The sequence below is a fragment of the Variovorax sp. dw_954 genome (assembly GCF_018449755.1).
GTDB lineage: Bacteria > Pseudomonadota > Gammaproteobacteria > Burkholderiales > Burkholderiaceae_C > Variovorax.
Genome location: NZ_JAAVVD010000015.1, coordinates 35,514 through 56,828 on the forward strand (window position 1 = coordinate 35,514; position 21,315 = coordinate 56,828).

A 21,315-nucleotide genomic window follows, 5' to 3' on the forward strand; every position below is an offset into this window, starting at 1 on the left:
CCGGTCCTCAACCCGAGCTCGGCGCCCTCGCTACGGAATCTTCACACCTTCCGAGCCCATCGTCCGGTACAAAGAACATGAACCTGATTTCCATCTTCGACACCAACGTCCACAAGACGCCGGACAAGGCCTGCCTGCGCGTGGCCGGCAGGAGCATCACCTATGCCGAGGTGCAGTCGCGCTCGCGCCAGGCCGCGCATGCGCTGGCCGGCCTCGGCGTGCAGCGCGGCGACCGCGTGGCGCTGATGTGCTTCAACACGACCGGCTTCGTCTACGCGATGCTGGGCGCCTGGCGACTGGGTGCCACGCTGGTGCCGGTCAACCACAAGCTGCAGGCGCCAGAAGTGCGCTACATCCTCGAGCACAGCAAGTCGCGCGTGTGCATCGGCGACGGCGCGCTGGCACCGGTGCTGAAGACGCTGGCGGACGCCGCCACCTGCCTCAGCACCGACTCGCCCATCGACGGCCTGCAGGACTTCGACGCCCTCTGCGCCGCCGCGCCGTCGACGCCGCTGGCCAACGAAGTCGCCGATGAAAACTCGATGGCCGAGATCCTCTACACCTCGGGCACCACCGGCCGGCCCAAGGGCTGCGTGCACAGCCATCGCAACGTGGTGCTGACGGCCATCAACGCGGCGCTCGGTTTGTCGATCACGCGCGACGAGCGCACACTGCTGGCCATGCCGATCTGGCACGCCTCGCCGCTGAACAACTGGCTGAACGGCACGCTCTACATGGGCGGCACCGTGGTGATGATGCGCGAATACCACCCGCTCAAGTTCCTGCAGACGGTGCAGGACGAGCGCGTCACCCTTTTCTTCGGCGCACCCGTCGCCTACTCCGTGCCGCTGCAGGTGGTACCGAACTTCGCCGACTTCGACCTGTCCAGCGTGCGCGCCTGGATCTATGGCGGCGGCCCGATCGGCGCCGAACTGGCACGCAAGCTGGCCGTGGCCTATCGCAGCGAGACCTTCTTCCAGGTCTACGGCATGACGGAAGCCGGCCCGGTCGGCACGACCCTGTACCCGAACGAGCAGGTCGCCAAGGCCGCCTCGATCGGCGCCGCGGCAGGCCCCGCGGTGGACATGCGCGTGGTGCGCGAGGATGGGGCCGACGCCAGGCGCGGCGAAACCGGGGAGATCTGGCTGCGCACCGAGTCCGCAATGCAGGGCTACCTCGACGATCCCGAAGCCACGCGCAAGGCCTTCTCCAACGACGGTTGGTACAAGAGCGGCGACATCGCACGCGTCGACGAGGACGGCTACCTCTTCATCGTCGACCGCATGAAGGACATGATCGTCACCGGCGGCGAGAACGTGTACTCCAAGGAGATCGAGGACGTGCTCAGCGCGCACTCCGAGATTGCCGACGTCGCCGTCATCGGCGCGCCGCATCCCGAATGGGGCGAAACCGTGGTTGCGCACATCGTGGTGGCCAAGGGTTGCAACCCGAGTCCCGAATCGTTGCGCGAATACCTGGCCGACAAGCTCGCAAAGTACAAGATCCCGCGCGAGTGGGTCTTCGCCGCCACGCTGCCGCGCACGCCCACCGGCAAGCTGCAGAAGTTCCTGTTGCGCAAATCCTGAAACGCGCGGAACCTCGGCTCGACCGGGAGAAGACAACATGAACAAGATCCAGACCATCAAGACCATTTCCGCCGCCATTGCGCTGCTGTTTGCCGGCGCCGCGATGGCGCAGGCACCGGCAGCCGCACCCGATCCCGCCGCCAGCGACCCCGTTGCGATGGGCTGGATGCAGGGTTCGCCACCGGCTGCCGACAAGACCGTGCGCTGGGTCGACGGCAGCTTCTACAAGTTCCCGCAGACGCGCTGGTCGTTCGCGCACTGGAACCAGTTGATCCCCTCGTCCGATGTCTGGCGGGGCGATGGCAAGGTGGCCGCGCTGCCGCGCGCCGAGCGCAAGGACATCGCCGGCCTGAGCTTCCAGCCCGCGAACGGCGGCGCCACGATGACCTTCGAGCAGGCGCTCGCGGCCAACTACACCGATGCCATCGTCGTGCTGCACAAGGGCCGCATCGTCTACGAGAAATACGCCGGCGCGATGACGCCGCACACGCGCCACATCGCGATGTCGGTCACCAAGTCGTTCTTCGGGACGCTGGGCGAGATGCTCGTCAACGAAGGCAAGCTCGACCCCGGCGCGATGGTCACGCAGTACATCCCCGAGCTGAAGGACTCCGGCTTCGGCGACGTCACCGTGCGGCAGGTCATGGACATGACCACCGGCATCAAGTTCTCCGAGAACTATGCCGACCCGAACGCCGAGATCTGGACCTACGTGCGCGCCGGCAGCGTGCTGCCACGCCCCGCCGGCTACACCGGGCCGCAGAACTTCTACGATTTCGCCAAGACCGTGCAGAAGGATCCCGAGGCCGCGGGCGCCTTCCGCTACCAGACCGTCAACACCGACGTGATGGGCTGGCTGATTCGCCGTGCGACCAACAAGACCGTGGGCGAACTGCTCTCGGAGCGCATCTGGAGCAGGCTCGGCACCGAGCGCGACGCCATGATCGCGGTCGATTCGGCCGGCAACGAATTCGCCGGGGGCGGCCTGATCCTGACCGCACGCGACATGGCGCGCTTCGGCGAGATGATGCGCAAGGACGGCAAGTTCAATGGCCAGGCGATCATCCCCAAGGCGGTCGTCGACGACATCCGCAATGGCGGCGACCGCGCAGTCTTCGCGCGCGCCGGCTACGCCACGCTGCCGGGCTGGAGCTACCGCGACATGTGGTGGATCTCGCACGACGACCACGGCGTCTTCGCCGCGCGCGGCGTGCACGGCCAGACCATCTACATCGATCCGAAAGCGGAGATGGTGATCGCGAGATTCGCCTCGGCGCCGCAGGCCGCCAACGGCGTCAGCGATCCGGTGATGCTCCCGGCTTTCCGTGCCGTGGCGGACAGGTTGATGCGCCGCTGATTCGCGGATCCAATCCAGTGCGGGGACATCGCAATGCGCCCGCATCGTTCAAAGGATCGACACTACCCCGCGAAGACGGCCTTCGTCCGCGAGCAACTGCGCGGCGGGCGCAGGGCCTCGGAGCTCGCGAACCAGTTGTACCGGGAGGGTACCCACTCGATCCAGATCGTCCTGATCTTTCACCAGGCCACCGGCGCCAGCATCGCCGATCTCACGGCGTTCGGCAGCTGGTGGGGCCGCAGAGGCGTCACCGACGCCCATGCCTTCGATGAATGGGCCAGGGAGGTCTTCGGTGATCCTCCGCGCCTGCGGTAGCCAGCCGCTGGGCGCCGTGCAGGCCAGTCATTCATCCGGGAAAGCAAAAGAGTCCTGCTCCCGCGTGGCATGGGACCCAGCAGGGCGGCTACGTCGTGTGGCGGCAGATGATGTCTTCGCCGGAGTTCCGGCCGCGCAGCATCTTCGCGACTCGCAAGCTGAACGAAGAGCAGGCGGTGCTCGGCAGTACTACCCCCGCCTCCGCTATTCGAGCCGCAGCGACTTCGAGAAGCTGAGCTGCGAGAAGCGGTAGCTACGGCCCGGTCGGCTCGGCGATGGCCAGCACGGCCTGGGCAGTGCGCTGCGCGGCGCCGCGATTGGAGGATGAGAACGCCTGCGCGGCCTCCACCATCGCCGCATGGCGCGCAGGGTTGCCCACCAGCGCCAGCGCGGCCTTCACGGCCTGCTCCATGTCGTTGACGCGCAGCGATGCACCGGCCGCCAGCGACAGTTCCGCCGCCTCGGCGAAGTTGAAGGTCGACGGGCCCATCACGACCGGGCAACCGCAGGCAGCCGCCTCGATCAGGTTCTGCCCGCCGAGCGGCTCGAAGCTGCCGCCGAGCAATGCGACATGGGCCAGGCCGTAGTACAGCGCCATCTCGCCGAGCGAGTCGCCAAGCCAGATTTCCGCATCGCCCTGGTCCTGGTCCACCGCGCTGCGGCGCGCCACCGCAAAGCCATTCGCCTCGACCAGCGCAGCCACTTCGTTGAAGCGCTGCGGATGCCGCGGCACGATCATCCATTGCACGTCGTGTACGCGCTTGGCGATGGAATTGATGGCCGTGTGCGCAACCGGCACCGGCGCGGCGGCGCCAAAGCGCTTCAGCACCTCGAGCAGTTGCTGCTCCTCACCGTCGCGCGAACTGGCGAACACGATGACCGGCTTGGGCAGCGTGGCCCGCAGGCTGGCCGCTGTGGCGAGCTGGCGCGGTTCAGGCGCGGCATCGAACTTCATGTTGCCGAAGATGCCCGACACCTTGGCGCCCAGCGACACCAGCCGATGCGAGTCGGCCTCGGTCTGCGCCCACACCGCCCTGAGCGACGAATAGGCCGGCCGCGCCAGCCAGCCCAGGCGCTCGGCTGACGCCAGCGACTTGGCATTGAGCCGCGCATTGGCCAGCACCAGCGGGATGCCGCGCTCGGCGCAGGCGGCCGTCATCTCGGGCCAGACCTCGGTCTCCATCAACACGCCGATGCGGGGCGAGAAGCGGTCCAGGAAGCGCGCCACCGCCGCGGGCGTGTCCCAGGGCTGCCAGACCTGGACATCGCCCGGCTGCAGCAGCTTGGCGCCCTCCTCGCGGCCCGTGGCGGTGCCATGTGTCAACAGCAGGCGAATGCCGGGCGCCTGCCGCCGCAGTTCCTCGATCAGGATGCCCGCTGCGCGCGCCTCGCCGAGCGAGACCGCATGGATCCAGCACCAGTCGGTGCCGCCAGGCGTGGTGGGGTAGTGGCCGAAGCGTTCCTCCACCGCGACCCCATAGCCGGGTTCGGCCACGGCGCGACGGCGCAGCTTGCGGCGCAGCAATGGCTGGATCAGCCTGGTAACAACGCCATAAAGGCGCAGGGACAACGAACGCACGTGATTCTTTTTCTCTTGTTCGCCGCGATCAGTGGGCAGCTTCGGCCAGCTTGGCGTCGGGCTTGACGGTCTTGAGCAAGGTCAGCATCGTGTCCTGGATGCGATGCAGCGCTGCATCGGTCTGGCCCTCGAAGCGCATCACCAGCACCGGCGTGGTGTTGGACGCACGGATCAGGCCGAAGCCATCGGGCCAGTCGACGCGCAAGCCGTCGATGGTCGAGACCTTCGCGGGTGCGTCGAAGCGTGCAGTGCTCACCAGCGTATCGACCAGGCCATGCGGCTCGCCTTCGGCACAGGCCACGTTGAGTTCGGGCGTCGAGAAGCTGGTCGGCAGGCCGTTGAGCACGACGTTCGCATCGGGGCTCTTGCTGAGGATCTCCAGCAGGCGGCAACCCGCGTAGGTGCCATCGTCGAAGCCGAACCAGCGCTCCTTGAAGAAAATGTGGCCGCTCATCTCGCCACCGAGCGGCGAGTCGACTTCCTTCATCTTCGCCTTGATGAGCGAATGGCCGGTCTTGAAGATCATGGCCACGCCGCCGGCCGCTTCGATGGCCGGGCCGAGGCGCTGCGAGCACTTCACGTCGTAGATGATGGTGCCGCCCGGCACGCGCGAGAGCACGTCCTGCGCGAACAGCTGCATCTGGCGATCGGGGAAGATGTTCTGGCCGTCCTTGGTGACGATGCCGAGGCGGTCGCCATCGCCATCGAAGGCCAGCCCCAGTTCGGCATCTCCGGCCTTCAACGCGGCCATCAGGTCACGCAGGTTCTCGGGCTTGCTCGGGTCCGGGTGGTGGTTGGGGAAGTTGCCGTCGACTTCGCTGAAAAGCTCGGTCACTTCGCAGCCGAGCGCACGGAAGATGGCCGGCGCCGATGCACCTGCGATGCCGTTGCCCGAATCGACCACGATCTTCATCGGCCGCGCGAGCTTGATGTCGCCGACGATGCGCTGCACATAGGCCGGCAGCACATCGACTTCGCGCACGCTGCCGCCCGGCGCCAGCGTGGCGCTGCCGGCTTCCATCGTGCGGCGCAGGCCCTGGATCTCGTCGCCGTAGATGGCACGGCCGGCGAGGATCATCTTGAAGCCGTTGTAGTCCTTCGGGTTGTGGCTGCCCGTGACCTGGATGCCGCTGGTGCAGAGCGTGTGCGCGGCGAAGTAGAGGATGGGCGTGGTGACGGCGCCGACGTCGATCACCTCGACGCCGGTGGCCACCAGGCCGCGGATGAGTGCGGCGCTCAAGGAAGGGCCCGACAGGCGGCCATCGCGGCCCACGGCCACAGCCTTCTCGCCGGCTGCGCGCGCCGCGCTGCCGAAGGCACGGCCAAGGGCTTCGGCCACGTCCACGTCGAGCGTGCTGGGCACGACCCCACGGATGTCATAGGCCTTGAAAATCGTAGCGCTGAGTTGCATGAAGGAGTCCCTGGCTGGTCTGAAAAAAGCGAACGGCATTGTAGGCCGGAGGTTTGCGGGGATGATGTCCGGAAACGGCTATTCCCAGAGTGGGAGAGCCGTATGATTCCCCTATGTCGAACCCTTCCGCGCCCACCCTGGAGAGCGATGCCTGCTACCTTGCGATGAAGACGCACGATGCACGCTTCGACGGGACATTTTTCACGGCTGTGACATCTACCGGCATCTACTGCCGGCCGGTGTGCCGCGTGAAACTGCCGCGGCGCGAGAACTGCCTGTTCTTCCGGCATGCGGCGCAGTGCGAGGCCGAGGGCTTTCGGCCCTGCCTGCGCTGCCGGCCCGAACTGGCGCCGCGTGCCGCAAGCTGGTCCACCGAGGACGCCTCCCGCATCCTGGCGTTGCAGGCCGCAAGGTTGATCGACGAGCCCGATGCATGGGCCGAGGACGGCCCCGGCGCCGCGCAGATTGCCATGCGGCTCGGCGTGAGCGACCGGCACCTGCGGCGCATCTTCGAGGCGCAGTTCGGCGTGTCGCCGCTGCAGTATTTGCAGACGCGCCGACTGCTCGCGGCCAAGCAGTTGATCGCCGACACGCGCCTGCCGATGACGCAGGTGGCGCTGGCCAGCGGCTTCGCCAGCGTGCGACGCTTCAACGCGGCCTTCCTGGCGCATTACAAGCTCAACCCGAGCGCATTGCGGCGCGCGGGCGGCAGCCGCGAGGGCCGGCCGATCGAAGTGCGGCTCGGCTACCGGCCACCGTATGACGCCGCGGCCATGCTCGGCTTCTTCGAGCGTCGCGCATTGGGCGAAGTCGAGACTGTCGTCGCTGGCACCCTCGCGCGGACGCTGCGCATCTCGCAGGCTGGACGCACGCACGGCGGCTGGCTGCAATTGCGTTTCGATGCCGAGCGCGAGCTGGTGCTGCTGTCGGTGAGCGATTCATTGGCGGCGGTGCTGCCGGTGGTCATCAGCCGGGTCCGGGGCATGCTCGACCTGGACGCCGACCCAATCGCCATCAACGCTGCCCTGCACGCGCACTTTCCGCAAGGCGACGGGCTGCGCGTACCCGGCACGCTCGACGGCTTCGAACTCGCAGTGCGCGCCGTGCTGGGCCAGCAGATCACAGTCGCGGCGGCGCGCACGATGGGCACGCGGCTGGTCGCGGCTTTCGGCGAGCCCATCGAAACGCCGGTCAAGGGCCTGGGCCGCTTGTTCCCGACACCGGCTGCCATTTCCGCCGCCAGCGGCGACGCGCTGGGGCAGCTTGGCATCGTGAAGCAGCGCCAGGCCGCGCTGCAGGCGTTGGCGCGCGAAGTGGCCGATGGCCGGCTTGCATTGCATGCCGGCGCCGACGTGCCAGCCACGTTGGCCGCGTTGCAAGCCCTGCCCGGCATCGGCGACTGGACGGCACAGTACATCGCCATGCGCGCGCTGCGCTGGCCCGACGCCTTTCCTGCCGGCGACGTGGCCTTGCAGAAGGCGCTTGGCGTGACCGGCGCCAAGGCGGCGCACGAAGCCTCGCTGGGTTGGCGGCCGTGGCGCAGTTACGCGGTGCTGCGCGCGTGGCACTCGCCGCCCTCACCCCCGGACGCACAGGCCCATCCATCGACGATCACGGCCGCTCGCACGACAACGAGCGCCATCGACTGAACAGAACCATCATGAAATTCAAGCATCCCTCGGCCATCCACTGCACCCACATCGACAGCCCGCTGGGGACCATCACGCTGGCCGCGACCGACGCCGGGCTTGCGGGCTTCTGGTTCGACGGCCAGAAGCACATGCACGACATGAGCGGCTGGCAGACCGATGACGACCATCCCGTCCTGCGAGAAGCGGCGCTGCAGGTGCACGACTATTTCGCCGGTCGCCGAAAGGACTTCGACCTGCCGCTCGACCTCTCGCACGGCACCGACTTCCAGCAGGCCGTGTGGAAAGCGCTCTGCACCATCGCGCCCGGCACGACCACCACCTACGGCGCGCTGGGCGCGGGCATCGGCAGGCCGACGGCGGTTCGCGCGGTCGGCGCGGCGGTCGGGCGGAATCCGATCAGCGTGATCGTGCCGTGCCATCGCGTCCTGGGCGCCGATGGCGGGCTGACCGGCTACGCAGGATCGCTCGAACGCAAGAGCGCATTGCTGGCGCTGGAGGGCGCCTTGTGAGCCAACCCGTCGTGCATTCGCGCCGCTGGCTGGTCGACCTCGTCCTGCTTGGCGCACTGTGGGGTGCGTCCTTCCTCTTCATGCGCATCGGCGCGGCGGAGTTCGGTGCGCTACCGACGGCCGCGGTGCGCGTCGGCATCGCCACGCTGTTCCTGCTGCCCTGCCTCTTCTTCGCGCGTCAAGGCGCGGCGCTGGCGCAGCACTGGAAGCCGATCCTGCTCATCGGCGTGGCGAACTCCGGCCTGCCTTTCGCGCTGTTCTGCTTTGCCCTGCTCACCTTGAGCAGCGGACTGGCCGCGGTGCTCAACGCCACGGTGCCGATGTTCGGCGCGCTGGTCGCGTGGGCCTGGTTCCGCGACCGGCCGGACAACTCGCGGCTGGTCGGGCTGGTGATCGGCTTCGTCGGCGTGGCCTTGCTGGCGAGCCACAGCACCACGCCGCACGCCGGTGCCCAAGAGGGCTCGGGCGGCGCGCAACTCCTCGGCGTGCTGGCCTGCCTGGGCGCGTGCCTGAGCTACGGCATCTCGGCCAGCGCCACGCGGCGCTACCTCGTCGGCATTCCGTCGCTGGCGACGGCCGCCGGCAGCCAGGTCGGCGCGACGCTGTTCCTCGTCCTGCCGGCCATCTGGCTCTGGCCGACGCAGATGCCGAGCCTGCATGCATGGCTGGCGCTCACGGCGCTGGGCATCTTCTGCACCGGCGTGGCCTACATCCTGTTCTTTCGCCTGATCGCCCTGGCCGGGCCGGCGCGCGCACTGACCGTGACCTTCCTGGTGCCGGTGTTCGCGGTGTTCTACGGGGCGGTGTTCCTCGACGAGCCGATCACGATGTGGATGCTGATGTGCGCGGCGGTGATCGTCTGCGGCGTGGCGCTGTCGACCGGGATCGTGAAGCTGCCGATCGGCGCTACTGGATGGCGCCGGCAACCACGTTGATGCTGAGCGCCAGCACCAGCATGTTGAAGCCGAAGGACAGCACGCTGTGGATCAGCGTGATGCGGCGCATCTCCGCCGAGTTGATCTGGACGTCCGACACCTGCGAGGTCATGCCGATCACGTACGAGTAGTAGACGAAGTCGGCGTAGTCGGGCGGCGCAGTGCCGGGGAAGTCGAGGCCGTGGTCGTCCTTGGCACGGCTCATCTTCTGCAGGTAGTAGCTGTGCGCGTAGTGGAAGGCGTAGACGGTGTGGATCATGAGCCACGAAAGGGCCAACGCCACCAGCGCCAGCAGGATGTGCGCGGCGCGCACCGGCCCCGCGAGCAGCTTGACCTGCTGCAGCAGCATCGCGATGGCCACCATGCTGACGGTGACCGCCGTCAGCATGATCACCAGCAGCACCAGGTTGGGCTGGTCCATCTCCTGTGCGCGCTGCCGCGTCTGCTCCGCATCGAAGGTGTGAGCCAGCCACCACGCCAGGCACAGGTACACCGCGACGCCGACGCTCCAGCCGAGCAGCCCGCGACCCATGCCGTTCAGCAGCGGCCACGGGATCAGGCCCACCACGACGCCGACAGCACCGCCGTAGATCAGTCGTTGCGGGCCGGTGGTCGTCGAAAGGTGTTTGCGCATGCGGCCGACTGTAGCGCCGCCCTTGCACGCCTGCGTGCTGGGGCTTGTTCACACGACGAACGGAGTCGCTCGTCACCAGTGCGAACCGGTCCTACCCGGCCAGGCGGCCCAGCGTCTCCAGCGCGCGTTCGCTTCGCGCGTCCCATGCGTGGCCGTAGTTGAGGCGCAGGTGGTTGCCGAAACCGCGCGTGGCCGAGAAGACCGGGCCCGGCGCCACGCTGATGCCTTGCGCGAGTGCGCGTCGATGCAGGTCGAGCGCGTCGACATGCTTCGGAAGCTCCAGCCACAGGAAGTAGCCGCCGAGCGGGCGCGTCGCGCGCGTGCCCTCCGGGAAGTAGTGGCCGACCGCCTGCGCGAAAGTCGCCTGTTGGGTTGCCAGCGTCTGCCGCAGGTTGCGCAGGTGCTTGTCGAAGCCGCCGCGTTCCAGGTAGGTTGCGAGCGCGAGTTGCGTCGGCACCGCGGTGTTCAGCGTGCTCGTCAGCTTGCGGCGCGCCACGTTGCGGGTGAAACGCCCCGGCGCCGCCCAGCCGATGCGGTAGCCCGGCGCCAGGCTCTTCGAGAAGGACGAGCAGTGCAGCACCAGGCCTTCGGTGTCGAAGGCCTTGGCCGGCGCGGGTTGCCTGTCGCCGAAATACAGCTCGGCGTAGACATCGTCTTCGATCAGTGGCACCTGATGGCGTGTGAGCAGTTCGACCAGCGCCTTCTTCTTGGCCGCCGGCATGAGGCTGCCGAGCGGATTCTGGAACGTGGTCATGAGCCAGCACGCGCTCGGCTTGTGCCGCACAAGCGCTTGCTCCAGCGCGCCCAGCTCGATGCCTTCGCGCGGATGCGTCGGCACTTCGATCGCCCGCAGGCCCATGCGCTCGAGCGCCTGCAAGGCAGCGTAGAAGGTCGGCGATTCGACGATCACCGAATCGCCGGGTTGCGTGACCGCGCCGAGGCACAGGTTGAGCGCCTCCAGCGCGCCATTGGTGATGACGATCTCGTCGGCCGGCACGTTGACGCCGTTGGCCAGGTAGCGCAGTGCGATCTGCCGGCGCAGCGCGGCGCTGCCGGGCGTGAGGTCGTCCACCGTGCTCCATGGGTCCAGCTTCTTCGCGCTGGCCGCGAGGATCTGGCCCAGCCGCGGCAAGGGAAACAGCAGCGGGCTCGGAAAGGCGGAGCCGAAGGGCACCACCTCGCGCGTCATGCTGGCTTCGAGGATGCTGAAGACGTGCTCGCTTACATCCAGCGCCACCGATTCGCCATCGGGCTGCGATGTGAGTTCCGTCTCCGGCGGCGCCGCGCGCGGCCCACCCTCCGCCACGTAGTAGCCCGACCGGTCCCTGGCGCGGATCAGGCCGCGCGCCTCCAGCAGGTAGTACGCCTGGAACACCGTCGACGCGCTGACACCGCGGCTTTCTCCCGTGCGCCGGACCGATGGGATGCGGTCGCCAACCCGCAGCGTGCCACTGCGGATCGACGCTTCGATATCGGCGGCGAGAGCTTCGTAGCGCTTGATCGGCGGTGTAGCGTCCATGGTCGCCCGACTCTATCTGCTACGCACGATCAAGCTGAAACTGCATCTGTTCTTTTGGGTCGGTTCGCGTCACAGTCGTGCCATGTCAAAACGCTTGTGCTGGGTTGTTGCGTTCTTCCTCGGTGGGCTCCTGGCGGCTCCCTCGATGGCGGCGGCGCCTGAGGACACCATCGCGCAGCGCGTGGCCGCCTGCATCGCCTGCCACGGCCGCGAAGGCGCGACCACCGGTGCCGGCTACTTTCCGCGCCTGTCGGGCAAGCCGGCCGGCTACCTCTACAACCAGTTGCGCAGCTTCCGCGATGGCCGCCGATTCAACAGCGACATGGTGTGGATGGTGAGGCACCTGTCGGACGACTACCTGCGCGAGATGGCCGAGTACTTCGCCGGACTCGACCTGCCCTACCCGCCCGTCCCGCAGACCACCGACGCCAGCGATGCCACCTTGAAGCGCGGCCGGCAGCTTGCCCTGGAAGGCGACGCCACACGCGGCATCCCGGCCTGCGTGCAATGCCACGGCGCCACGCTCACCGGCGTGCAACCGGCCATCCCCGCGCTGGTCGGCCTGCCGCGCCTGTATGTGTCGTCACAACTCGGCGCGTGGCTCACACAGGACCGGCATGCCTTGGCGCCCGATTGCATGGCCGAGATCGGCCGCAAGATGACGACCGCCGACATCAACGCGGTGGCAAGCTGGATCGCACTGCAACCGATGCCGGCCAATACCAAGGCCGCAGCCTCCTTGCCCGCGCCGTTGCCGTTGAAATGCGGCGGGATGGAGGCGAAGTGATGCGACGCCTTGCATCGATCCTTCTGACGCTTCTCTTGCTGCTCGCCGTGCTTGCTGCCATGGTGTGGCAGCTGAACCTTCGCGGCGAAGACCCGCTGCCCGATCCAGCCGTGGCGTTCACCCCCACGCCACAACAGGTCGAACGCGGCCGCTACCTCGCATTGGCCGGCAACTGCGCCGGCTGCCACACCACGCGCGGCGGCGTACCGTACGCGGGCGGGGTTGCCATCGACACGCCGTTCGGCTCGGTCTATTCCACCAACCTCACGCCCGACAAGACGCACGGCATCGGCGACTGGAGCGCCGCCCATTTCTGGCGCGCGATGCACAACGGCCGGTCGAAGGATGGACGCCTGCTGTACCCGGCGTTTCCGTACCCGAACTTCACCAAGGTCACGCGAGAAGATTCCGATGCGATCTACGCGTATCTCCAGCAAGGCGTGGCCGCATCACCGCGCCCCAACGACGCACATCGGCTGCGCTTCCCCTACGACACGCAGCTGGCACTCGCCGTGTGGCGCGCGCTGTCATTCACGCCCGAGCCCTTCGTCGCCGATGCCTCGAAGCCCGCGGAGTGGAACCGCGGCGCCTACCTGGTCGATGGGCTGGCCCACTGCATCGCCTGCCATGGGGCGCGCAACGTGCTCGGCGCGACGGAGCAGGAGCGCGGCCTTTCCGGCGGGTCGGTTCCGGTCGAGAACTGGTATGCGCCATCACTCACCTCCTCGCGCGAGGCCGGTCTTTCCGAATGGGACGCGGAGCAGATCGTCGCGCTGCTGCGGACGGGAAGGTCCACGCACGGCTCTGTCATGGGACCGATGGCCGATGTGGTCTACCGCAGCACCCAGCACTTGAACGAGGCCGACCTGCATGCGATGGCTGCGTACCTGAAAGCGCTGCCGAGCCCGACGGGTTCTGCAACGCCCGCCCCATCGAAGGCGATCCGCCGCGACCCCGGCGTGATCGCCGCCGGCCAGAAAATCTTCGACCAGCGCTGCGCGTACTGCCACGGCGACAAGGGCGAAGGCGCACCCGGCGCCTACCCACCGCTGGCGGGCAATCGCGCCGTGCTGATGGACTCGCCGGTCAACCTGATCCAGATCGTGCGGCACGGCGGCTTCCTGCCTTCGACCGCAGGCAACCCGCGCCCCTATGGCATGCCGCCCTTCCGCCAGGCGCTGGACGACACTGAAGTGATCGCGGTGTTGAGCTACATCCGCGGCGCCTGGGGGAACAACGCCGAGCCGCTGTCCGCGCAGGACGTGCTCAGGCGCTGACCGGTTTCTCTGCGCTCTCTGCGGGCGGGATGGGCATGCCGACCAGCACCGCGCCGCGCGCGAAGGCATCGGAGACCGAGGCGACCATCACGTGCGTCTGGTGCTCCTTCGCGAGATGACATGCCAGCGCCAGCCCGACGAAGTCGCTCGCCGCGCCCATGTGCGCGCAGGTGGTGCCGGTCGACAGGTTGTTCTCGTCGAAGCTCACATGCGGCAAGCGGTCCTGCAGCAGCTTCGCGACTTCGGTGACGCGCGATGCACGATGGTCGGCATCGCTCACCACCCATTCGATGGCGGTGACTTCCAGTGCGGATGCTTCGGCCAATCGCCCCGCGAGCGCGCCGAGCATGGTGGCGCGCGACACGGTCGAGGCGTCCGCCGATGATTCGAGCTGCCCGAACGCGGGCCGCGCGACCTGCGCCGCGTCCGCGCTGGCAAAGCGCACATCCTTCGCGCCGGTCAGCAGCAGGCCTGCGCTGGCCTCACCCGGCATGAGCCCATTACGGCGTGTCGTCGAAAACAACAAGCCACGCGCATCCCACTGGGCAACGCACGAATCTGAAATCGCCGACTCGCTCGCCATCACGATCCACAGCGCCGGCTTCTGCGATTCGCGATTCAGCGCGAGGCTGACGCGGTCCAGCAATGTCCAGCCCGTCGTGCCCGCCTCGCTGCGGACGTAGTCGACTGTCCATTCGTGCGTCGGGTCTTCGCTGCGGCAGGTGTGCTGCGACCATTGGGCTGCAAGCAGGCGCTCCTGCTCCGACCACCCGCCCGGCAGCAGCAATGAGATGCGTAGCAGCGGCTCTTCGGGGACGTCGCGCTGCCTTGCCGTGCTGTTGTCGGAAGCGGGCGTTGGCGGCGCCGCTGCGAGCATGGCTTCGTCCGCTCGAGGCAGCAAGTCGGCCAGCGTCTCGCGCATCGACTGCATCGCACGCAGCCGGTCATCCGGCAGCATCGACACATCGATTCCGGCGGACATCGACAGGGGCATCTCGGCCAGTTCGTCGCGCGGTTCATCATCCACTTCGAGCTCCGCAATGCGCGCAGCGAAGATCGGAAAGCCCGCATCGTTCTTCAACTCGGGGTCTGGCTTGGCCCCTTTCCCTTCCGCGACCGCCGCGGCCAGCTCCTCCACCGAGGCACCGCCGGGCGTGCGCAGGCTGGACGCCAACACGCTCAGACAAAACCGGGCCTCATCGGCATCCGTCTTGTGTTGGCCGCCGCCGGGTGCAGTGCCGCCACGGAAACCACCCGTCGAGCCCTGGCCTTTCGCAGCAGCGGCCTGCGATGCCGGGTTCGCTGCGTCGCCCGCCAGGCTCGCACGCGCCTTGCTCACACCCCACACGGCCATCACCAACGCGAGCGGCGCCGCCAGGAGCCACACCACCACGTCGCCCGTGCTCGGCATACGCGCAGTCGACTGCCAGTAGACGTACACCAGCCCCCAGACGAGGGCGAACACCGCCATCACCAGCAGCGCCGGTTTGATCAATCGCGAGAACATGAAAGTAGAAAAGAAACGCGCGCGTGACGGCGCTATTCGGAAGAAGAGTCGAACTGACTGGCCAGCAACAGCGAGCCGCAAGCGGTCGTGTCATGGTGACGCGCCACCCGCCGCCCATCGATCTCGACATAGGGGCTTGCCGTCACGATCGGGTTGATCCCGTGCCCCGGAATCGGACACTTCACTAGGTCCCCGATTCGCGCCACGCGCTTCTCGTCGGTGAATGTGTTTTCGGATGCGGTGATGACGACACCGCCATGGTTGGTCTTGTCGCCCAACAGGATGAATGGTCTGTCCATTTATTGTTCACTCCCTTGACTGTCTGATTGGCCGGCGCCGCAATGCTCGCGGCGTCTGTGCGTGGACGGTGCATGCAGCCTGCTGATGGTAGCTGCGAATAAGGTAAGGGAAGGCAGCGAGTAGCCCGCAATGCTTCAAACGGTGAGGCGTCTTCGGCACTCAGCCACAGTCTTGAAGAGAACCGCAGGGCCTCGTCAAGATGGCTGAGTCCAAGGTTCTCATGGCGCAATCATCTTGCGGATGCCATCATCCGACGCAACTTAGCCAACGGCTTGGCCCAGCACTGTTCAATCGGTTTGCACCCGGAATTGCGCCCAAGCAAGATTTGAACAGCAACCGTCTTTGCAGGGGAGGTCAGAACGACGGAGTAGCACTGACCACCATATGGGCTGTGGACACCTGCCTCAGAAGACCAACCGCAAAGCGGAAATGCCTCAAAAGCAGTCCAGTCACCAAGTCGGGTTTGCTGAACACTTTCAGTTGGATCACTGATTCTGATTTGGCCAGTCGCCGAGTCCATCCAGTAGGTATCAGCACTTTGGGCAGTAGCGCAAAGGTGAATGCCGCCCATACAAACTGATCCCCCATCTGAATGTGTTCCGCCAACAGGCTTGCTTTTAATCAAAGAAAACGTGATCCGCGTCGGTGCTCCCTTCTCTCCGGCAACGACACTCGTCGCCGCATCCAACTCTCCTACAACTAGTGCGCGATACATATCCGTCGGGAGTCGGATGGCAATGTCTTCGACACTGGCCATGTTCTCTGAACTAGTTGCCGCAAACGCTTGAAATGGTGCACCGGCAATCAGCAGCGCACAACATCCGAATCGAATGAAAAATTGCTTACTCGTCATCGCCGAGGATCCCGTATGCGCGGACTGTGTGAAACACCCGGTTATCTAGTGCAGTTGTCCCCCCATTGATGCCTCGAGTAACCGCAATGTCAGCGTTCGCGATTCCTCGGCGCCTTGACCGAAGAAATGAGACATCTGTTGAGTGCTTCCCGCGATGAGGTATTTCCTCAACACTTGATTGACGAACTGGCGATAGCGTTCGCGGACAACATGACTCAGTGCATCTGGCGCGCTCTCAGTCTTTTTTTGCGATCCGGCGCTGATATGTGCTTGGATATACCCTTTCAAGCTCCTCGGTGCTCAACCACCCGCATCTCCTGAACTGCCCGATGAACTCCCTCGGGTGCCAGTGCCATTGGGCATCTTTGTACGACTGCTGCGGCAATCCATCGAAGGTGAGACTGCCTCCAAGTGAGTCTACAACCGCTCCCACGCATCTGAGCTCTTCTTGAAGGCATCCAACTCCTTCGCAAAACCATAGCGCACTTCGATCGTTGCCTTGTCCCATTCCTTCGGAAACTTGGCGACGCTGCGACGTAGTTTTTTCAGGACATCAGGCCTGCCCAGGCGCTTCGTCAGTTCCTCGGGTTCACACGCTTCTCAACAGACGCGGAAATGAAGCCGTGGTTAACTCCATATTTTCGAGGGCGACATAATTGTCAATAACGAAAAAAGAACAAGCCATACTCACCCGGATCATCCTGCCTACGTTTGGCCTTAGATGAGCTCACGAGATCGACATTATTTGGATCTGGCAAGTCGAGAGTGACAAAGATTTTTTGAGCCAATCGAACGAAGGGCGTCCATCTACGGCATAGGCTGAAAGTCATGAGGCCAAAAAATGCGTAGGAAGCTAAAACGACATAGTGAAAACCGGTAAGCATTACCGCAAAATAACGGTCCGCGCTCACCGTAGAAAAAACAAAAATTGCCATCATCACCGAAAAACAAGTTGCGATGATCAGCCACCACTTCAAGGCATTTCGGATATGTTTTGCCATGCCCCGCGAGCAATGCGGGTACAGCGCAATGATGCGATCATCTGGCCGGGCAATCCCTGCCGTTTCATAATGGTCTCCCCGCCACTCGGCCGCGACCTCGACCTGATCGCCCTCCTTGAACGGGCTTCGCCATACCCACCCTTTCACCGGTCTGTCGTCCAGATCAAATTCCAAGTAGTCTGCCGCTTCCTCTACGCTGGCAGCGCTTGAGGCACTAGCGATTGCAGCCCCACTCAGCCCCGCGATTCCTGCTGCAATCGCTACCACACCCAATTTTGTTCGATCAGCGCCCGTGAAAACAAAGCTGGCTTCGGCGCGGGTGGCCTTATAGTTCCTGATTTCGCCCGAAAGTTTTTTTAGGCCGTTTGGATGTCCGCTCATTGGAGTCCCATTTCAATCAGCGCCTTTTTCATCTTTTCGTCTTGCTCCTTGGCCGTCTTATATCCTCCCGTTGATCGCTTTTTTCCAAACGCGGAATGATCAATCCAGTCTTCGATCGCGTTAGGCGAGATCCACCAAATGACAACTTGAACGCCGAGCATCCCCACAGTAATCCACCCCCCTGCGGCCATCCCTAAAATTCGCAGTCCGATAATCGCAGCTGCTCGCGCGCCGACCGCTTCGATGGCGGCACCTGCTGCGGCACGCCCGGTCAGTCGGGCAACAAGGGGCGCCGCATAGGTAAAGGTAACGGCGAATGTTAGTGCACCATTGGCAACACCTAAACCACCCTTGAGGGCGTAGAGCCAGTAGAGATTGCCGTAGCCTTTAGCGTCAGCCTGTTTCGAATCCTCAAAGTCAAGATAGACGCCAACCCACGCAGCTCCTCCACTTAGTACGCCGCCCCAGCCCTTCACCACTTGATACCCCCAAGTTTCTGCGCCCATTCCCGGCATATTCTTTATCGGCACTGTCGCAATGTCCATTAATGCACTCCCAATAGACATACCTGAGGCGAGCAAACTCAGCCAGCTCTTCATGTCGTTCTTGGTCTTGCTCTCGATCAGCAGCTTGCTAAAGTTCACACCCTCGATGAGCATTACCACCATTGCTAGCCGTGCGTCCTTGATTGCTTGCGGCGCTTTGACGTCATCAGAGACCTTGAACTTGGCCCATGCGGTTCTCAGACCCTCTGTCTGTTGCGTATGAATTTCACGCGTATCAAGTTTCATGAAGGTCTTGGTCGCTTGCAGACGGCGCAAGGTTTGTGCACGGCCAATTTTCTCTGCCGCGACTTGTTTGGCAATCAAATCCTCCGACTCCATCGGGTTCACAAAAGCGCGAACACTGAAGATATGCTGGATTATTTTCTCGCTCGCATAGTCACCTAATTTGTCGACCCGAAAATGCTTGAAAATAAAGTCACCTACAGTGATTGCAAATTTGTCGGCGCCGTGTACGTTTACTTTATTTATCGAGGCACCAAACGCAGAAGATGTTCCCGTAGCAGCCTTGACGTTAGCATCGAAAACGCTTTGCGCCTTCTTGTACGTATCTGCGATCGATTTCATGAACTTTGCTGAATAGCCGATCCAAGTGAGTGTGCTTGCCAGCGTCTGCTCTGACTTATGGTGTACAGCTTCGTTCAGCTTCTCGTCGAGTTCTTCGCGTGCATGCATCTGGTTGAGAGCAACAACCCTCCAAAGCAGATTCGACTCGACCGTAGCCTTGCACTCCTTCACCCAAGTCTCGATCTTTTGCGCCCCCGACCGGCACGAGCCTATACCCCATATCGCCTCGGCAACCTGCTCCCCAAAAACCATGCCGTCGAGCAAGTTGTGACCATCGAAGTCGTTGAACGTGTCCAACAATAGCTGCGCCTCAAGCCAACGAATGAGTGGTATCGTGCGTTGATCGACGATAAAAGCGGCCGCGGCATGGAACTCCGCCAATTTTTTCTCTACACGTTCGCTCTCGTCCGTATCGATACGTTCTCGATAAGGTGGCCACGCCTTACCCGCCAAGCTTTTGCCAAATTCTTCGGATAGTCGAGGAGCGCCAGCGGAAATTTTGCTATTGAGAATGCGAACTTGATCCAATTGTTTTCGTAGATATTCTTCGTCCGGTGAAGTCCTTGACTTTTCTTCGAGTTCCCGCTGCGCAGACTGCAAGGGTCCATCCTGCGCGCCGCGCAGAACGTGCTCTTCTCCTCGTGAAAATGCTTGATTTTCTAGAGCGTTTCGCAGGCCCTTGTAGTTGTTGAGCGCTGCAATTTGTAATTCACGCTCGTCCCCATACTTCTTGATCCATCCGGCCGCGTCGTTTCGGTAGCCATTGAGTTCGTGCGCGATACCGATAGCGTCCCACATTGCGAGGACGTGAGGCTCGCTGGGTTTTCCCGCCCCCTTGTTTCGGCATACCATGTGTACGATAGTGCCCTCGGCCATTCCGGTCCTCAGATGCCAAGGGTAGCGAGTGCTCATTCGATGTAGATCCATAGTGGAGTAGCTACCGTTCTCCTCGCTAAGATCGCTGACTTTTCTGTCGAATGGCAACGACCCTGTGGGCGCGACCGAGGCATATTCGAGGATGTCCTCCAGCGTAGCTTGAGTGGCAATCGCGCCATGCGAATGCTTGACGCCTGCGGCCATCTGAGCTGGATGAATAGTTTGCATGCGCTTGTTGCGCAGCTTGCTATTGCGTTCATATCCTTGAACGGTTTCCTTGCTCCACTTGTGTTCGCTATAGGCAATCCAAGTCGGTCCACATTTCTCGGGTTCCGAGATCACGATGTAGTGCACTTGCGTGTTGAGCGCGTGGCGTGAGCATGCCAATGCCGGCGTGCTTTGAGGCCAAGCGGCCGCGGGGCTAGGCTGAATGGTGAAGCAGCCGTCCTCGCCCACAGCGTAACACTCCCATTTGTTGGAGCCTTCTTTGTTTGTTTCGTAAAAGATATACAGAAATCCAGTACGCATCGTGCGCAGAGCGTATTGAAACTCGCTGCCCAGTGCGACCTCTTTGACTCTCTGTCCACTGGCCCATCCAGGCAATCCAGGTTTGACGTCTTTCGGAACAACGGTGTAGCGCACCGGCATGATCGGCAGACCCTTCGAAGCGCATTGATCGCACGCAAGCTTCACCATACTTCCCCCTTCACATTTCTTTTACTGTGTTCGGCCATCCTGCGGTGTAGTCACTCGCGAGGACATCGTTTGCCGCGCATTCGCGCGCGATCCTGATCCAACTTTCTGTGCTCACGCAATCGATTAATTGCGTGAAATAGTCCCCGGACTCCCGCTGTTCGAGCAATCTCTCAATATCTGGATGCGAGTCGAAACTGGGGTGGACCGCGAATGCGCAGTGGGCGTACGACGCAAGGTCGCTTACGCTGCTGAAGCCTGTCGCCATCGCCCGGCGTACCGCAGCGAGAGCGCCTGCAAAAATGGATTCAAACCGTTCGCCCGACGTGTGGGCCTGCGTCCATTCGCGGAGTGCCAAATTCAGCGGCGCGATGGAATCCACGTCCCGCCACAAGGCGTCCGTGAGAGTGAGCTGCCCGGCGTCGCCGGCAGGAACCGTGGTGTCGGTTCGGATCGGCGTTAGACGCCCGATGGGGTCGAGTATCCAGAATGTATCGATTGGCCCTAACAGTGCACGACGCTGTTCTGGGGAGAGAAACTTCCATAGCCACCATAGAACGGCCGGGTCATGTATACGGAGCCAAATCGATCCAACTCCAGGACGGTGCTGCAACATCGCGTTGCGCAAATGCCTTGCAACCTGCGTGGCGGACGAATCGCTCGTCAACCATCCGCCGATTCGACGCCCCGCACCGGACTGGAGCGCATCGGCCTGCAATTCTTCGCAGGCCTCTGCGACGCTGTGTGCAAGGAGTTCACTGCCGGCAAACCTGCCGGTGTCAAAACCCACCAAGACCGGCCAATGCGTCGGATCAACATTCGGCTCGAGCCGCACCGGAGTTTGCGAGTGCTCCAGATAGTCCGATGCAATGGCGTCCGCATCAGTGATTGGACGCAGCACGGAGTCCAAAATCAGAAAGCAGTTCGGTGCATGGGGCAAACCTAGCTGTCGATGCAGCTCATGCGAGATATGCCTTGCGACGGCCTCGACGGTGATTGATGACTCCATCTCG

Annotated in this window: 18 protein-coding genes; 8 read left to right on the forward strand and 10 right to left on the reverse strand. The window is 64.0% G+C overall.

Annotation, left to right across the window (positions count from 1 at the left end; genetic code table 11):
• Positions 1 to 77: 77 nt before the first annotated feature.
• Genes HB681_RS22075 through HB681_RS22085 form a run of 3 tightly spaced genes read left to right on the forward strand, consistent with a single transcriptional unit; the run spans position 78 to position 3,258 of the window.
• Positions 78 to 1,586, forward strand: coding sequence for a long-chain-fatty-acid--CoA ligase (locus HB681_RS22075; protein WP_213957012.1), 1,509 nt, complete (start codon positions 78 to 80; stop codon positions 1,584 to 1,586).
• 37 nt (positions 1,587 to 1,623) lie between these two features.
• Positions 1,624 to 2,943: a serine hydrolase gene (locus tag HB681_RS22080; protein ID WP_213957013.1), complete on the forward strand. Its 1,320-nt coding sequence runs from the start codon at positions 1,624 to 1,626 to the stop codon at positions 2,941 to 2,943.
• 33 nt (positions 2,944 to 2,976) lie between these two features.
• Entirely contained in the window at positions 2,977 to 3,258 is a 282-nt protein-coding gene (locus HB681_RS22085; protein ID WP_213957014.1) for a hypothetical protein, read from the forward strand.
• Positions 3,259 to 3,511: 253 nt separating this feature from the next.
• On the opposite strand, the gene HB681_RS22090 is transcribed toward HB681_RS22085, so the two are convergent.
• Both HB681_RS22090 and HB681_RS22095 read right to left on the reverse strand, forming a co-directional pair.
• Entirely contained in the window at positions 3,512 to 4,837 is a 1,326-nt protein-coding gene (locus tag HB681_RS22090; RefSeq protein ID WP_213957015.1) for a 3-deoxy-D-manno-octulosonic acid transferase, read from the reverse strand.
• Positions 4,838 to 4,865: 28 nt separating this feature from the next.
• Positions 4,866 to 6,248 (reverse strand): phosphomannomutase/phosphoglucomutase, encoded by a 1,383-nt coding sequence (locus HB681_RS22095; RefSeq protein WP_213957016.1) that lies wholly within the window; start codon positions 6,246 to 6,248, stop codon positions 4,866 to 4,868.
• Positions 6,249 to 6,361: 113 nt separating this feature from the next.
• On the opposite strand from HB681_RS22095, the gene HB681_RS22100 reads away from it, so the two are divergent.
• From HB681_RS22100 to HB681_RS22110, 3 genes are read left to right on the forward strand one after another with little or no spacing between them, the layout of a single operon-like run.
• On the forward strand, positions 6,362 to 7,897 hold the full coding sequence (locus HB681_RS22100; RefSeq protein WP_213957017.1) for an AlkA N-terminal domain-containing protein: 1,536 nt from the start codon (positions 6,362 to 6,364) through the stop codon (positions 7,895 to 7,897).
• 11 nt (positions 7,898 to 7,908) lie between these two features.
• The gene (locus HB681_RS22105; RefSeq protein ID WP_213957018.1) at positions 7,909 to 8,409 is read left to right on the forward strand and encodes a methylated-DNA--[protein]-cysteine S-methyltransferase; all 501 of its coding nucleotides are present in this window, start codon (positions 7,909 to 7,911) and stop codon (positions 8,407 to 8,409) included.
• Positions 8,406 to 9,344 (forward strand): DMT family transporter, encoded by a 939-nt coding sequence (locus HB681_RS22110; protein WP_345944721.1) that lies wholly within the window; start codon positions 8,406 to 8,408, stop codon positions 9,342 to 9,344. Before HB681_RS22105 ends, HB681_RS22110 begins: the two co-directional genes overlap by 4 nt.
• On the opposite strand, the gene HB681_RS22115 is transcribed toward HB681_RS22110, so the two are convergent.
• Together HB681_RS22115 and HB681_RS22120 are read right to left on the reverse strand one after the other, a co-directional pair.
• Positions 9,316 to 9,978 carry a DUF1345 domain-containing protein gene (locus HB681_RS22115; protein ID WP_213957019.1) on the reverse strand — a complete coding sequence of 221 codons (663 nt, stop codon included), beginning with the start codon at positions 9,976 to 9,978 and terminating at the stop codon, positions 9,316 to 9,318. The genes HB681_RS22110 and HB681_RS22115 overlap by 29 nt on opposite strands.
• Before the next feature lie 91 nt (positions 9,979 to 10,069).
• Positions 10,070 to 11,479 (reverse strand): PLP-dependent aminotransferase family protein, encoded by a 1,410-nt coding sequence (locus HB681_RS22120; RefSeq protein WP_213957147.1) that lies wholly within the window; start codon positions 11,477 to 11,479, stop codon positions 10,070 to 10,072.
• 100 nt (positions 11,480 to 11,579) lie between these two features.
• On the opposite strand from HB681_RS22120, the gene HB681_RS22125 reads away from it, so the two are divergent.
• Positions 11,580 to 12,284, forward strand: coding sequence for a c-type cytochrome (locus HB681_RS22125; RefSeq protein ID WP_213957020.1), 705 nt, complete (start codon positions 11,580 to 11,582; stop codon positions 12,282 to 12,284).
• On the forward strand, positions 12,284 to 13,561 hold the full coding sequence (locus tag HB681_RS22130; RefSeq protein ID WP_213957021.1) for a c-type cytochrome: 1,278 nt from the start codon (positions 12,284 to 12,286) through the stop codon (positions 13,559 to 13,561). Before HB681_RS22125 ends, HB681_RS22130 begins: the two co-directional genes overlap by 1 nt.
• Here the strand turns inward: HB681_RS22130 and HB681_RS22135 are convergent.
• From HB681_RS22135 to HB681_RS22160, 6 genes are all read right to left on the reverse strand, one after another.
• The gene (locus HB681_RS22135; protein ID WP_213957022.1) at positions 13,551 to 15,068 is read right to left on the reverse strand and encodes a hypothetical protein; all 1,518 of its coding nucleotides are present in this window, start codon (positions 15,066 to 15,068) and stop codon (positions 13,551 to 13,553) included. The genes HB681_RS22130 and HB681_RS22135 overlap by 11 nt on opposite strands.
• A gap of 32 nt (positions 15,069 to 15,100) precedes the next feature.
• The gene (locus HB681_RS22140; protein ID WP_213957023.1) at positions 15,101 to 15,367 is read right to left on the reverse strand and encodes a PAAR domain-containing protein; all 267 of its coding nucleotides are present in this window, start codon (positions 15,365 to 15,367) and stop codon (positions 15,101 to 15,103) included.
• Between the two features lie 230 nt (positions 15,368 to 15,597).
• A complete protein-coding gene (locus HB681_RS22145) occupies positions 15,598 to 16,221 on the reverse strand; it encodes a hypothetical protein (protein ID WP_213957024.1) in 624 nt (207 codons plus the stop codon).
• Between the two features lie 659 nt (positions 16,222 to 16,880).
• Positions 16,881 to 17,603 carry a putative type VI secretion system effector gene (locus tag HB681_RS22150; RefSeq protein ID WP_213957025.1) on the reverse strand — a complete coding sequence of 241 codons (723 nt, stop codon included), beginning with the start codon at positions 17,601 to 17,603 and terminating at the stop codon, positions 16,881 to 16,883.
• Positions 17,600 to 20,305 carry a T6SS effector BTH_I2691 family protein gene (locus HB681_RS22155; protein ID WP_213957026.1) on the reverse strand — a complete coding sequence of 902 codons (2,706 nt, stop codon included), beginning with the start codon at positions 20,303 to 20,305 and terminating at the stop codon, positions 17,600 to 17,602. The genes HB681_RS22150 and HB681_RS22155 overlap by 4 nt, the downstream gene beginning before the upstream one ends.
• Before the next feature lie 10 nt (positions 20,306 to 20,315).
• The gene (locus tag HB681_RS22160; protein ID WP_256353969.1) at positions 20,316 to 21,311 is read right to left on the reverse strand and encodes a DUF4123 domain-containing protein; all 996 of its coding nucleotides are present in this window, start codon (positions 21,309 to 21,311) and stop codon (positions 20,316 to 20,318) included.
• Positions 21,312 to 21,315 lie beyond the last annotated feature (4 nt).

Coding starts and splice junctions, on each gene's coding strand:
- HB681_RS22075 (WP_213957012.1), top strand. CDS start 78: ATGAACCTGATTTCCATCTTCGACACCAACGTCCACAAGACGCCGGAC.
- HB681_RS22080 (WP_213957013.1), top strand. CDS start 1,624: ATGAACAAGATCCAGACCATCAAGACCATTTCCGCCGCCATTGCGCTG.
- HB681_RS22085 (WP_213957014.1), top strand. CDS start 2,977: ATGCGCCCGCATCGTTCAAAGGATCGACACTACCCCGCGAAGACGGCC.
- HB681_RS22095 (WP_213957016.1), bottom strand. CDS start 6,248: ATGCAACTCAGCGCTACGATTTTCAAGGCCTATGACATCCGTGGGGTC.
- HB681_RS22100 (WP_213957017.1), top strand. CDS start 6,362: ATGTCGAACCCTTCCGCGCCCACCCTGGAGAGCGATGCCTGCTACCTT.
- HB681_RS22105 (WP_213957018.1), top strand. CDS start 7,909: ATGAAATTCAAGCATCCCTCGGCCATCCACTGCACCCACATCGACAGC.
- HB681_RS22115 (WP_213957019.1), bottom strand. CDS start 9,978: ATGCGCAAACACCTTTCGACGACCACCGGCCCGCAACGACTGATCTAC.
- HB681_RS22125 (WP_213957020.1), top strand. CDS start 11,580: ATGTCAAAACGCTTGTGCTGGGTTGTTGCGTTCTTCCTCGGTGGGCTC.
- HB681_RS22130 (WP_213957021.1), top strand. CDS start 12,284: ATGCGACGCCTTGCATCGATCCTTCTGACGCTTCTCTTGCTGCTCGCC.
- HB681_RS22135 (WP_213957022.1), bottom strand. CDS start 15,068: ATGTTCTCGCGATTGATCAAACCGGCGCTGCTGGTGATGGCGGTGTTC.
- HB681_RS22140 (WP_213957023.1), bottom strand. CDS start 15,367: ATGGACAGACCATTCATCCTGTTGGGCGACAAGACCAACCATGGCGGT.
- HB681_RS22145 (WP_213957024.1), bottom strand. CDS start 16,221: ATGACGAGTAAGCAATTTTTCATTCGATTCGGATGTTGTGCGCTGCTG.
- HB681_RS22150 (WP_213957025.1), bottom strand. CDS start 17,603: ATGAGCGGACATCCAAACGGCCTAAAAAAACTTTCGGGCGAAATCAGG.
- HB681_RS22155 (WP_213957026.1), bottom strand. CDS start 20,305: ATGGTGAAGCTTGCGTGCGATCAATGCGCTTCGAAGGGTCTGCCGATC.
- HB681_RS22160 (WP_256353969.1), bottom strand. CDS start 21,311: ATGGAGTCATCAATCACCGTCGAGGCCGTCGCAAGGCATATCTCGCAT.